This is a genomic window from Ruegeria sp. HKCCSP351 (genome assembly GCF_017872535.1).
Lineage (GTDB): Bacteria > Pseudomonadota > Alphaproteobacteria > Rhodobacterales > Rhodobacteraceae > Ruegeria.
In genome coordinates this window covers 150994-163544 of sequence record NZ_JAEDOV010000003.1, presented here as the reverse complement: position 1 = coordinate 163544, position 12551 = coordinate 150994, and the positions used below count along the sequence as shown (strand labels likewise).

The 12551-nt window shown below is 60.5% G+C and carries 9 protein-coding genes; 8 read left to right on the top strand and 1 reads right to left on the bottom strand.

The window, feature by feature from the left end; translation table 11 throughout:
- Nucleotides 1-115: 115 nt before the first annotated feature.
- Both murD and I9182_RS07855 read left to right on the top strand, forming a co-directional pair.
- Nucleotides 116-1513, top strand: a complete 1398-nt coding sequence (murD, locus tag I9182_RS07860; protein ID WP_209597795.1) for a UDP-N-acetylmuramoyl-L-alanine--D-glutamate ligase — start codon at nucleotides 116-118, stop codon at nucleotides 1511-1513.
- 110 nt (nucleotides 1514-1623) lie between these two features.
- Nucleotides 1624-1998, top strand: coding sequence for a glycine zipper family protein (locus I9182_RS07855; protein WP_209504529.1), 375 nt, complete (start codon nucleotides 1624-1626; stop codon nucleotides 1996-1998).
- On the opposite strand, the gene I9182_RS07850 is transcribed toward I9182_RS07855, so the two are convergent.
- Nucleotides 1995-3176 carry an NAD(P)/FAD-dependent oxidoreductase gene (locus I9182_RS07850; protein WP_209597794.1) on the bottom strand — a complete coding sequence of 394 codons (1182 nt, stop codon included), beginning with the start codon at nucleotides 3174-3176 and terminating at the stop codon, nucleotides 1995-1997. The two genes, I9182_RS07855 and I9182_RS07850, sit on opposite strands and share 4 nt — an antisense overlap.
- An 839-nt stretch (nucleotides 3177-4015) precedes the next feature.
- Here I9182_RS07850 and I9182_RS07845 point away from each other — a divergent pair.
- The 6 genes from I9182_RS07845 (at nucleotide 4016) to murC (ending at nucleotide 12516) form a co-directional block, all read left to right on the top strand.
- Nucleotides 4016-5839, top strand: coding sequence for an adenylate/guanylate cyclase domain-containing protein (locus I9182_RS07845; protein WP_209597792.1), 1824 nt, complete (start codon nucleotides 4016-4018; stop codon nucleotides 5837-5839).
- A gap of 28 nt (nucleotides 5840-5867) precedes the next feature.
- Nucleotides 5868-7025, top strand: coding sequence for a phosphatase PAP2 family protein (locus I9182_RS07840; RefSeq protein WP_209504526.1), 1158 nt, complete (start codon nucleotides 5868-5870; stop codon nucleotides 7023-7025).
- A gap of 21 nt (nucleotides 7026-7046) precedes the next feature.
- The gene (locus tag I9182_RS07835; protein ID WP_209597790.1) at nucleotides 7047-8660 is read left to right on the top strand and encodes a S8 family serine peptidase; all 1614 of its coding nucleotides are present in this window, start codon (nucleotides 7047-7049) and stop codon (nucleotides 8658-8660) included.
- A 189-nt stretch (nucleotides 8661-8849) separates the two neighbouring features.
- A complete protein-coding gene (ftsW, locus tag I9182_RS07830; RefSeq protein ID WP_209504524.1) occupies nucleotides 8850-10013 on the top strand; it encodes a putative lipid II flippase FtsW in 1164 nt (387 codons plus the stop codon).
- A complete protein-coding gene (locus tag I9182_RS07825; RefSeq protein ID WP_209597788.1) occupies nucleotides 10013-11110 on the top strand; it encodes a UDP-N-acetylglucosamine--N-acetylmuramyl-(pentapeptide) pyrophosphoryl-undecaprenol N-acetylglucosamine transferase in 1098 nt (365 codons plus the stop codon). The genes ftsW and I9182_RS07825 overlap by 1 nt, the downstream gene beginning before the upstream one ends.
- Complete coding sequence (gene murC / locus I9182_RS07820) at nucleotides 11107-12516, top strand: UDP-N-acetylmuramate--L-alanine ligase (protein ID WP_209597786.1); 1410 nt, start codon at nucleotides 11107-11109, stop codon at nucleotides 12514-12516. The genes I9182_RS07825 and murC overlap by 4 nt, the downstream gene beginning before the upstream one ends.
- The last annotated feature ends 35 nt before the right edge of the window (nucleotides 12517-12551 follow it).

Genomic DNA, 12551 nt, shown 5'->3' with positions numbered 1-12551 from the left:
CTGCCACCTGTTGGGCCCGGCTCGCGCCGCTGCGCAAGCCTGACACGCCCCTTGTCATTGTGATTTTCTTCAGTGCAGTGTGGCCTCCAAATCCAAATCAAAGAAGGTGGGTAGAATGATCCCGGTCAAAGGCTTTTCAGGGCAAAAAGTTGCGGTTCTGGGATTGGGCCGGTCCGGTCTGGCAACGGCACGCGCCTTGCGCGCAGGCGGGGCGGAACCGGTCTGCTGGGATGACAACCCCACAGCCCGCGCCAACGCCGAGGGCGAAGGGTTCTCCTGTGCCGACCTGCGCAAACAGGGGGCGTTTGACACGATTGCCGCGCTCATCGTTTCACCGGGCATTCCGCATCTTTATCCCGAACCCAACCCCGTGGTTGCCGCAGCTCTGGACGCAGGCGTGCCGGTCGACAATGACATCGGGCTGTTCTTCCGCTCTTTTGCGGGGCCGGAATGGAGCAACTATGACACTCCGCCACGTGTCATCGCGGTCACCGGCTCGAACGGGAAATCCACCACCGCGGCGCTGATCCATCACATCCTGACCGAGGCCGGGCGCGAGGCGCAGCTGGCCGGAAATATCGGGCGCGGGGTCCTGGATATCGATCCGGGCGGCGATGGCTCGGTCGTGGTGCTGGAGCTTTCCAGCTATCAGACGGAACTGGCTCGCGCGCTGACCCCGGATGTGGCGGTGTTCACCAATCTCTCGCCAGATCATCTGGACCGCCACGGCGGCATGGGCGGATATTTCGCGGCCAAACGAAGGCTGTTTGCCGAAGGCGGCCCGGACCGCGCAATTGTCGGCATCGACGAAACCGAAGGTGCGTTTCTGGCCGGGCAACTGGCCGAAGGGCCGGCGGATGACCGTGTGATCCGTATCTCGGTAGCGCGAAAGCTGACCGGGCCGGGTTGGCAGGTCTTTGCGCGCAAGGGGTTTTTGTCGGAATACCGCAAGGGGCGGCAGGCCGGGTCCATCGACCTGCGCGCGATCAAGGGCCTTCCCGGTGCCCATAACCACCAGAACGCCTGCGCGGCTTATGCGGCCTGCCGGTCGCTGGGCCTTGCGCCGCGCGTGATCGAAGACGCGCTGCACTCGTTCCCGGGCCTGCCCCACCGCAGCCAGATCATCGCCGAGGCGGGCGGAGTTACCTATGTCAACGACTCCAAGGCGACCAATGTCGACAGCGCCCTGAAAGCGCTTATGGCGTTCAAAAATATCCGCTGGATCTGTGGCGGTCTTGAAAAGGAAGGCGGTGTCGCAGCCCTGAACGCAGCAGCGGATCAGGTGATCAAAGCCTATGTCATCGGCCGTGAGGCAGCTGGCTTTGCGATGCAGCTGACGTCCGACGCACAGGTTTGTACCACGATGGAGGCGGCAGTGGCGCAGGCTATGGAGGATGCGCAGGCGGGCGAGACCGTTCTGCTGGCTCCGGCGGCGGCAAGTTTCGATCAATATGACAATTTCGAACAGCGTGGCGACGATTTCACGGCGCAGGTGCAAAAACGGCTGGGCTAACACTGCACCTGCAACAGCCCGCCGGTACGTGTGGACATTTTTCAGTCAGATTGACACTTTGTTGGAATTGAGGTTGCGTCACCTTAAGTTCAATAAAGAGGAAGCGGAAAATGTCTGCACGCAAAATTCTCTCCATCCTTCCCGTCGTTGCGCTGGCCGGGGCCTGTGCCAATAGCGGGGCGAATTATGTTCCTATCGTCGACGGGCCTGTGGGCCCGAACTACCAGTCCGATCTGGCCAATTGTCAGGCGCTGGCCCGGTCCCGTCCGACGCTGGACAGCAACACCGCGGGCGCTGCCGCCATCGGCGCGGCCGGTGCTGCGGCAACCACGGCAATTATCGACAACAGCGCCAGCGATCTGGGTCGCGCGGCGGCCGCTGGTGCTCTGGTCGGTGTGGGTGCCAGTGCGATCAGCAACACCCAGAATCAGGAAGTGATCGTGCGCAACTGCATGCGCGGTCGCGGCTACAACGTCGTAGGTTAATTCATGGCGGCAATGGCGACACCTGCGGCATGGCCTGATGACCATGCCCATTGAAAGTTGTAGCCGCCCAGCCACCCGGTGACATCCACCGCTTCGCCAATCGCATAGAGGCCAGGGACATCCTTGGCCTCCATCGTTTTCGACGACAGATCATCGGTATCTATTCCGCCAAGTGTCACCTCGGCAGTGCGATACCCTTCGGTTCCCGACGGTACCAGCCGCCAATCTGACAGGGCCTCGACCAGTTCAGACAGCTTCGCGTCCGACTGATCAGCCAGATTGCCGGACATCGGGATGACTTGGCTCAGGTATTCAACCAGCCGGGACGGCAGATGCCGCGCCAGTTCCGTTGTCAGCGCCCTGCGCCCGGCGTTTTTCCGTTGCGCACGCAACAGATCGAACAGGGGCAGTTCGGGGATCAGGTTTACGCCGATCTCCTCACCTTCGCGCCAATAAGAGGACAGCTGCAAAACGGACGGCCCGCTGAGGCCGCGATGGGTGAACAACAGCGCTTCGTCAAAACTTGTGCGGTCATTGGACAGCCGCACGGGCAGGGAAACACCGGAAAGGTCCTTGAACCGGCCATCCGAAAAAGTGAACGGCACCAGTGCCGCGCGGGTGTCGGTCACCCGCAAGCCAAACTGTCGGGCAATGTCATAGGCCAGCCCGGTCGCGCCCATCTTGGGGATGGATTTGCCTCCCGTGGCCAGCACCAGATTGGCACAGGTCAGATGCAGGCGCTGCCCCTCACGCTCGACCTCCAGCGCGAATCCGGCGTCCTCCTTGCGCAGATCACGCAGCGCGGTCTGCACCCAAAGCTCGGCGCCGGCGCGGCTCATCTCGTCCAGCAACATCTGGATGATCTGCTTTGAAGAGCCATCACAGAACAACTGCCCCAGCGTTTTCTCATGCCAATTGATGCCGTGCCGGTTCACCAGATCGACAAAATCCCACTGCGTAAACCGCGCCAGCGCGGATTTGCAAAAATGCGGGTTTTGCGACAGGAAGTTGCCCGGCCCCGCATACATATTGGTGAAGTTGCACCGCCCTCCGCCCGAGATGCGGATTTTCTCGCCCGGCGCCTTGGCGTGGTCGATCACCAGCACCCGCCCACCGCAACGGGCCGCGCACATCATGCCTGCCGCTCCGGCACCCAATATGATCGTATCGAACCTCATGCACCGCCCTTGGCGTGGATTTTCGGCGATGACAAGGGTGAAACCCGGCGCATCGGGCACGAGGCAAAGGATTTAGTTGTCAGGTGAATGATTCCCGGAAAATCGGGGCCTGCGGGCGGTGACACCCTTGCACGGGGGCCGGTTCGGGCTGGTTGTCGGGATTTTGCGCGCGCGTCGCGGGGCGGGGCTGGAAGGGTGCAGATCGCAGAAAGCCACGCCCGGGTCCGGTCAAAATGCGGCACCGTTCAGGTTGTGCAAGGCACCTGATCCCACCACAAGTGGGGCCACCGAACAGGGTGGTGGCAGGCATGTCTGGCAGAAACGGTGAAGGCATTACAACGTTCGGATACTTTTTGGAGAATCGATTTCCGGTGTCAGTTAGCCGCAACTGTGTCGGGCCATCCGCTTGGTTCAAGAGTATCCGGCCGGTTCAATACCAAGTGCTTGACCGGGATCAGCCCTCGCGCACTCCTAACGGGAAGTCTTGCCGCATCAGCCCGTCTTGCCCGCCAAGCACCAAGCGCCACAGGTGCCGGGTAAATTGGCCAAATTACACCGAAAAATATGTTCAAAAATAAAAATATGTCGACGGAAGTTCACTAAAACAATACAATAACCCTTATTATTTTGAACTTAACGCATTTTAGAAACCAAATCTCATCAGCGGGCCGATTAATGCCTCGTGATTTCCATTCAGGCCCGTGGCCCGTCCCGCGCAATGCAGCGCCATTCACACCCGTCGGCTGCATTTGCAATCGCAACACGCCTTTGATGCGTGCCAGCCTGCCTGTTTTCGGGGTGGCACATTTCAACAAGTTAAAGAGTTCCGAGACACGATCATGGGTATTAATCTGAATTTGAACAATCAAAGCGACCTCCCCAAGGCGCGGCTCAGGGCGATCCTGTTCCTTGATGCATGTGATTACTCTGCCGCCGTCCGCGAGGACGAGCTTGAAACGCTGGCCAGAATCCGCCGCGATCTGAACTGCGTCAGCGATCTGGTTAACAGCTTTCGGGGTCGGGTGACCGGCCTGACCGGTGACGGACTGTGCGCCGTCTTTCCAAGTGCGCGTGCCGCCGTCGAAACTGCGCTGGGGGTGCAGGATGTCCTGACCCATGCCCCCGACCGGTACGCCAAGGGGTATCGAATTGGGATACATCTTGGCGACACGTTCGAGGTTGACCAGCAGATCATCGGTGACGCCGTGAATACGGCAGCTCGGATCGAAAGCGTCGGCTCATCCGGCGAGGTTCTGGTCTCAAGCGTTGTGCGCAATGCGCTGCGCGGGCGGCAGGATTTCCTGTTCAACTCGATCGGGCGGCCCAATCTCAAGAATATCGGTGCCACGCTCGAACTGTTCAAAGTGGCCCGCGCAACCATCGACGTCCCCTATGAGAAGGACGGAAAAGCACAGCCGGTTCCCGTTCCCACCAAACCAACGGCCTTCCGGTCCGAGCAGATGTCGTTCTCCATACCGCGCCCGAATTTCGTGATAGGTCTGTTGTCTCCGGATGTCGGTGGCAGTTCCGAAACCGCGACATTCGTGTCCAACATCGTTGCGGAACAGCTGTCCAAATCCCTTACCGAAACCGAAGCGCTCGAGGTTCAGGATTACCGGGTGCCGCAGGTCGCGCTTCCAAAGGAACCACTGTCGGCTGGGCCTGATCTTTTCCTTCAGTGTCGCGCTTCGACCTGTGGCAGCATGTTGCAAGTGTCCGCCACCGCAATGCGGTCGGAAGACAGAAAAGTGATCTGGAGCCAGAATGTGGTGGCCGATCAGGGTGACTTTCTGGGGCAAAACTGCTCGGGTCTGACATCGTTCATCAGCTATGCCACCGACGCTTTGCTGACGGCTTTGCTGAACGGGCGTCACATGCGCGATCCGGCCTCCCATCACGCGGCGAAAACCGCCGTTGCCGCCGTGCATCACCTGCTGACCATGACCGGGCCGGGGCTGGACCAGCTCGAGGCGGATATTCTGGCGGCTTACGAGCTTGATCCCAAGCCGGTCTACCTTGCGTGGCTGGCTTATGTCACAACATTCAAGGTCGGCGAACGGTACGGCACCTGGGATGCTACACTGGAAGCGCAGGCGCGCGATCTGGCCCGCCGCGCGGTCGAGGCTGACCCGGATAACGGCACTGTTCTGGGCCTTGTCGCTCACGTGCATTCCTACGTGTTCCGAGAGTTTTCGGTGGCGCAGGATCTGGTCGACCGCGCGCTCGAGCTCAGCCCTTATCGTGCGATGAGCTGGGATTCCGCCGCCATGCTCTATTGCTACACGGATCGTCCGGCGCTGGCGGTGGAAGCCGCGCAGAAGGCGCGGCTTATCGGGCGGCACAGCCCGTACCGGCACCTGTTTGACGGGGCAGGATGCGTCGCCGCGCTGGTCAATGGCGAGTTCGAGAAATCCATCAGGTTCGGCGAATCCGTGATGGAGGTTCAGCCGCAGTTCAAAACCGTCATGCGCTATCTGGCTGCGGCTTACGGGCACGCAGGTGACCGGCAGCGAGGCGAGTTCGCCTTGCAGCGGTTGACTAATTTGGAACCGGACATGTCGCTGGCCTGCATCCAGCAAGACCGGTTCCCGGTGCCAACACGGTTCAGCGCGCAACTGATGGAAAGCGGCCTGTCCAGGATCGGATTGCCGCAACACGCTTAAAGTAGGGGTAAAAGTAGGGGGTTTACTTATGTCTTACGTTTCCACGCTCAACGACTTTGGCATGATGGTCCGACGTGGTGAGCTGATCTCGTGCAAAGTGGTGAAACTGATGAACCTTGCCGGAACCGGTGGTCTCGGCTCCTCATTGGGGGCGAACCAATCTGAGCTGAACAATTTCATTTTCGATGCCCAGAGAGAGAGTTACCTGCAATACAGTAAAGCGATCAACGCGCTGGACCCAGAGGTGTTGGACGATGAAACGCTGCGCAAACTCAGTGATTTCATGCAGGACGAGCGGTTCATTGATCCGCTCAAGGCTGACGCAGGTGTAATGGATTCGATAGACGATGAGATCGGGAAACGCTCTGCCCTCGGCGCGGCCTCAATCGCGATGAGCGCATCTTCGGCATTCGCACTGAACCGGAACCGCAACAGAAACCGCAATCGGAACAGAAACCGGAACCGAAACAGAAATCGCAATCGTAACCGGAACCGCAGCGATTTTGACGTCGGCGGCAGCGATGCTTCCTTCGGCTGGCGCGAGATGCGCGATCTGTGCCGGATCGGAATGCTGCCCGCATCCGGCCTGCTGGGCAAAATCTGGGAAAACATCGATCTTCTGCCGCCGCCGGGCCCTGACGAAAGCATGAAGGAAACCGAATACCTGCTGATCCTGCAAGGGCGGCTCAAGTGGTCAAATCAGGCGACGCGGCGCGAGGAAATCGTGACGCAGGCAGGCTTTGGCATTGATGACTATCTCAGCCCGCTGGGCATTGACGAGCAGGGCGGCTTTGATGCGACCCGCGCGCTAATGACGATCCTGCTGGAACTGACGAATGAGATTGGCCTGACCTACAAGAACCGCTTCAGCCGACCCAGACCCAATATCATCCAGCCGCTGATCCGGCCCTTTATCCCGGTGCCTTTTCATGCGGCTTACCCCTCGAACCACTCCTACCAATCCTTCGCGATTGCCGAACTGTTCTCGCGGCTGATCCCTGAACATCCGGGCACTGTCGCTTTGTTCCACCGCGCCCAGCGGATTGCTGAAAACCGCGAATGGGCTGGTCTGCACTACCCAAGCGACACAGCCGCCGGGCGAAGTCTGGCCAGAAAAACCGTGGCTTACCTGACCGAGGTTCTGGACGAACTGATGGACGAAGCACAAGACGAATGGCTGGGTTAAGGATCAACGCGAGGTGACGAAATGACCGCAGGAAACGAAGACTACGCACGATATTACTATCTCTGGCACCTGGTCGCGATCAAAGCCTTGACCGTCAAGGCGCCCCCGCCCGCTGACGGAGAGACCTGCCCGGAAATCGACAGCGCGATCTGGGATTTCACAGGCCCTGCTCTGGCCGAGGCGAAGATCGCCCTGATCGACATGGGCGTGGCCCCGCATCACCCAAACCTGAAAGCGCCGGACACCGGACCGGTTCCGGCGGACAGGGTCATTCGGGACGAAGCCCTTGATCTGGCCAGCCACCCGTTCGGTGTCAAATACATCGACCGGTCGGCCGTTGGGGCAGGGGCAGAACATATCGAAGAACATGTGCAACATCTGTCGGGCATTCAGAACCCCTTGGGCATTCCGGGCCTGACGTCGCAGGAACAGCGGGTGATTGCCGGATTGAGATCGGGGTTCGGTGTCAAGCGTTACATCGATGCTTATGATGATCGCTATGCCGGGCACGGCACCAGCTGTGCCGGGCTGGCCTGCGGAACCAGCTTTGCAGCGGATCAATTCGGCAATACCGGCAATATCGCGGCGTATTACGGGGTTGATCCCAAAAGCAGGGTTATTCCGATCACGACGTCGATCTCACCCAGCCCGGAAGAGTTGATTGCGGCGTTTCTTTATGCTCATGAAAAGGATGTTCATGTCATCCTGTTTCCGCGCGACATAGCGAACCCGGACCATTGGCCCGGGTATGATGACCGTCCTGCCACTGTTACCGAACCGTTCTATCCGGGTCTGGACAGGCACGAAAAGACGCGCCTGCACGAGACGATGCGCGATGAACCCGACGGTGACGCGCGCGATATTTCAGTGGCGTGGTCGACGCTCCACAAGGTCGTCGAATGGGTCAGCACGAAAATTCCGGTGGTCTGCGCGGCTGGCAATGACGGTCGAAGTGAATTGATTTACCCCGCCAGCCTGTCCGGTGATCCAGCCAATGGGATCATTTCCGTGGGGGCCGTCAACTATAATGGCTACCGGTCCGGGTATTCGAACTATTCTGCTGATCTGACCGTGTCCGCCCCCTCGGATGACGGTGAGATATACAACCGCTATCAAATACGTCTGGACCGGGACGCGGCCTCGGCGACTGACTTCCATCTGGAGGATCGGGCCGCTCTTCCCAAACATCACCTCAAACGCGATGGCAGTGGTGACGCGATCCCGATTGTCGATTTCGCACCTCAACGGTTGGTGACGTTGGACGTGCCGGGCCCCCGGGGTTATGTCGAAGGCAGCCTTGCCGCGGCTGTCGAAACCCGAAAAAAGGCCGTGGACGATCCTGCTGGTCTGTATACCGAATTCGGCGGCACTTCGGGGGCTTCGGCCCTTGTTGCCGGGGCAATCGCGATGATGCAACGAAAGTCGCCCAATGTTCTCAATGGGGTGCAGATCAAAGCCATCTTCAAGAACCTCGAAACATCTGCAACGCGTTTCAATAATGCCCACTGGTATTGGTCCTCGGCCGCAGGAACCCTGCAAGCTGATGCGATCAACGGTTACACGCCTCCCCCCAGGGCCGAACTGTTCGGTGTGGCGGGGCTGCTGGATGTGCCGCTGCTGCTGACCAAAGTCTGACAGCCCGCCGCCTCCCGCCCGGTGGCCGTCGCAACACGGTTGACAGGCAGTCTGGGTCTGCGGCGCGGGTCTTGCGCGGGAAATCCCGATTTGCCCGCGAACAGGCTGGCCTGATCGCCAAATTGCATGTAGACTCGTAGCCAGACCCCGAAAACGGGGCGTTAACGAGGCAGAGAGTGGCGGTATCTCATGACTGAGATGGTGTATGGCGCGGTCCAGGACCAGCGCGGAGAACCGATTCTACCGAAGTGGTGGCGTACTATCGATCGCTGGACGATGTCCTGCGTTCTGATCCTGTTTACCATCGGGCTGTTGCTGGGGCTGGCCTCTTCGCCGCCACTGGCCGGTCGCAACGGGTTCGACCCCTTCCATTATGTCGAGCGTCAGGCCTTGTTCGGCGGATTGGCGCTGATCGCGATGCTGCTGACTTCGATGATGTCTCCAACCTTGGTGCGGCGTCTGGCCGTTCTGGGTTTTCTGGGGGCCTTCGTCGCTCTGGTCTTCTTGCCGGTGTTTGGAACGGATTTCGGCAAGGGTGCGGTGCGTTGGTATTCGCTTGGCTTTGCCTCACTGCAACCGTCCGAGTTTCTGAAACCCGGCTTTGTCGTCGTGGCCGCTTGGCTGCTGGCGGCCTCACAGGAAATCAACGGCCCTCCGGGGCGGCTCTGGTCCTTTGCGCTCTGCATGGCCATCGTGGCCATGTTGGTGATGCAACCCGATTTCGGTCAGGCCTGCCTGATCCTGTTCGGCTGGGGCGTCATGTATTTCGTGGCCGGGGCCCCGATGCTGCTGTTGCTGGGCATGGCCGGTGTTGTCGTTCTGGGCGGGATGTTGGCCTATTCGAATTCTGAACACTTTGCCCGCCGCATCGACGGCTTTCTAAATCAAGAGGTCGATCCCACAACCCAGCTGGGCTATGCCACCAACGCCATCCGCGAAGGCGGGTTGTTCGGCGTCGGCGTGGGGGAGGGGCAGGTGAAATGGTCGCTGCCCGATGCCCATACCGATTTCATCATCGCCGTCGCGGCCGAGGAATACGGCCTGATCCTCGTCATGATCATCATTGCGCTTTATGCGCTGATCGTCGTGCGCTCGCTGCTGCGGCTGATGCGCGAACGCGACATGTTCATTCGTCTGGCCGGTACCGGTCTGGCCTGCATGTTTGGCGTTCAGGCGATGATCAACATGGGTGTTGCGGTACGTCTGCTGCCCGCCAAGGGCATGACTTTGCCGTTCGTCAGCTATGGCGGCTCGTCCCTGATTGCTGGCGGTATTGCCGTTGGCATGCTGCTGGCCTTCACCCGAAACCGCCCACAGGGCGAACTAGGCGATATTCTGCGCGGACGAGGATAATGGGGAACCCTTACCTGTTGATTGCGGCTGGCGGCACCGGGGGCCATATGTTCCCCGCTCAGGCGCTGGCCGAGGCGATGCTGCACAAGGGCTGGCGTGTGCGCCTGTCCACCGACCCGCGCGGTGCGCGCTATATCGGTGGCTTTCCCCGTTCGACCGAAATTGTCGAGGCATCCTCGGCCACCTTCGCCCGTGGCGGTCTGGCGGCAAAGGCGATGGTTGGCCCGATTATCGCTGGTGGTGTCACCAGCATGATCTTCCAGATGATGCGCGACAAACCGGATGTTGTCGTGGGCTTTGGCGGTTATCCGTCGATCCCGGCGCTGGGCGCCGCGACCCTGCTGAAAATACCGCGAATGATCCATGAACAGAACGGGGTTCTGGGCCGCGTGAACCAGTTGTTCGCAACCCGCGTTGCACAGGTGGCCTGCGGCGTCTGGCCGACGGATCTGCCCGAAGGCGCGCACGGCATCCACACCGGCAACCCGGTGCGTGCCGCGGTTCTGGACCGCGCCGCCGCCGGGTATATCCCGCCGGGTGATTACCCGATGTCGGTTCTGGTGATGGGCGGCTCGCAGGGTGCGCGCATCCTCAGCGATATGGTGCCCGGAGCGATTGCCGCGCTGCCCGAGGACCTTCGCGCGCATATCCGTGTCTCGCATCAGGCGCGGGATGAAGATGGCCAACGGGTCAGCGCATTTTATCAAGACCATGGTATCCGCGCCGACGTTCAGCCCTTCTTCGATGACATTCCCCGCCGCATGTCGGATGCGCAGCTTGTGATCTCGCGCTCGGGCGCGTCCAGCGTGGCCGATATCTCGGTCATCGGTCGTCCTTCGATCCTGATCCCGTTTGCTGCTGCCGCCGGGGATCATCAGACCGCCAACGCGCGCGGGCTGGTGCAGGCCGGCGGGGCCATCATGATCCCGGAAAATGCGCTTGACGTTCCCACGCTGACACAGCAAATCACCACGGTTCTTATGAACCCCGAAGCCGCACAGAAAATGGCCCATGGCGCCCTGTCGGTCGGGGCGCCCGATGCCACCCAGCGTCTGGTCGCTCTGGTCGAGCAGCTGGCGCAGAAGGAGACCACATGAACCCAGCAACCAAACTGCCGCAGGACGTAGGGCCGATTCACTTTGTTGGGATCGGCGGGATCGGAATGTCGGGTATCGCCGAGGTGCTGCTGAACCTGGGGTACCAGGTGCAGGGCTCGGACCTGAAGGTATCGAAGATCACCGACCGGCTGGCAAGTTTGGGGGCCGAGATTTTCGTCGGCCAGCGCGCCGAAAACCTTGAAAACGCGGCCGTCGTGGTTGTCTCGACCGCGATCAAACCGGGCAACCCGGAGCTGGACCAAGCCCGCGCCCGAGGGCTGCCGGTTGTCCGCCGCGCCGACATGCTGGCCGAACTGATGCGCCTGCGCTCGAACATTGCCATTGCCGGAACACACGGCAAGACCACCACGACGACCATGATGGCCGAACTGATGGTGGCAGGCGATTTCGATCCGACCGTGATCAATGGCGGCATCATCCACGCCTATGGATCGAACGCGCGGATGGGGCAGGGCGAATGGATGGTGGTCGAAGCCGACGAGAGCGATGGCTCGTTCAACCGCCTGCCCGCAACCATTGCCATTGTCACCAATATCGACCCCGAGCATATGGAACATTGGGGTGATTTCGACAGGCTGCGCGACGGCTTTTACGAGTTCGTCTCGAACCTGCCATTCTACGGTCTGGCCGTCTGCTGCACCGATCATGCCGAGGTTCAGGCCCTTGTCGGCCGCATCACCGACCGCCGTGTGCGAACCTATGGGTTCAACGCGCAGGCGGATGTGCGGGCTGTGAACCTGACCTACAAAGGTGGCGTGGCGCATTTCGACATCCATCTGCAATACGAAGACAAGATGATCGAAGGCTGCACCCTGCCGATGCCCGGCGATCACAACGTCTCAAACGCGCTGTCCGCCGCTGCCGTCGCCCGTCATCTGGGTATGAAAGCTGCGGAAATCCGCGACGCGCTGGCCAATTTCGGCGGCGTCAACCGTCGCTTTACAAAGGTCGGAGAAATCGACGGTGTCACCATCATCGACGATTACGGCCACCACCCGGTCGAAATCGCCGCCGTTCTCAAGGCCGCCCGTCAGGCGACCGAAGGTCGCGTGATCGCCGTGCATCAGCCGCACCGCTATTCGCGCCTGTCCAACCTGTTTGACGATTTCTGCACCTGTTTCAACGACGCCGATGTCGTGGCCATTGCCGAGGTTTTTGCCGCTGGTGAAGACCCGATCGAAGGCGCGTCACGCGACGATCTGGTGCAGGGTCTGATCCGTCACGGCCACCGCCACGCCCGTGCGCTGCTGGATGAAGACGACCTTGAACGCCTCGTGCGCGAACAGGCCCGTCCGGGCGATATGGTCGTCTGCCTCGGGGCCGGTACGATCAGCGCCTGGGCCAATGGCCTGCCCGAGAGATTGCAAAGAAAACAAGCTGTTTGACGCGTCATTTGTTTGTCGCACAACTTAAAAGTGTG

What these genes read in the sequence shown, in the direction of transcription:
- murD (WP_209597795.1), top strand. Translation starts at nt 116, where the DNA reads ATGATCCCGGTCAAAGGCTTTTCAGGGCAAAAAGTTGCGGTTCTGGGA.
- I9182_RS07855 (WP_209504529.1), top strand. Translation starts at nt 1,624, where the DNA reads ATGTCTGCACGCAAAATTCTCTCCATCCTTCCCGTCGTTGCGCTGGCC.
- I9182_RS07850 (WP_209597794.1), bottom strand. Translation starts at nt 3,176, where the DNA reads ATGAGGTTCGATACGATCATATTGGGTGCCGGAGCGGCAGGCATGATG.
- I9182_RS07845 (WP_209597792.1), top strand. Translation starts at nt 4,016, where the DNA reads ATGGGTATTAATCTGAATTTGAACAATCAAAGCGACCTCCCCAAGGCG.
- I9182_RS07840 (WP_209504526.1), top strand. Translation starts at nt 5,868, where the DNA reads ATGTCTTACGTTTCCACGCTCAACGACTTTGGCATGATGGTCCGACGT.
- I9182_RS07835 (WP_209597790.1), top strand. Translation starts at nt 7,047, where the DNA reads ATGACCGCAGGAAACGAAGACTACGCACGATATTACTATCTCTGGCAC.
- ftsW (WP_209504524.1), top strand. Translation starts at nt 8,850, where the DNA reads ATGACTGAGATGGTGTATGGCGCGGTCCAGGACCAGCGCGGAGAACCG.
- I9182_RS07825 (WP_209597788.1), top strand. Translation starts at nt 10,013, where the DNA reads ATGGGGAACCCTTACCTGTTGATTGCGGCTGGCGGCACCGGGGGCCAT.
- murC (WP_209597786.1), top strand. Translation starts at nt 11,107, where the DNA reads ATGAACCCAGCAACCAAACTGCCGCAGGACGTAGGGCCGATTCACTTT.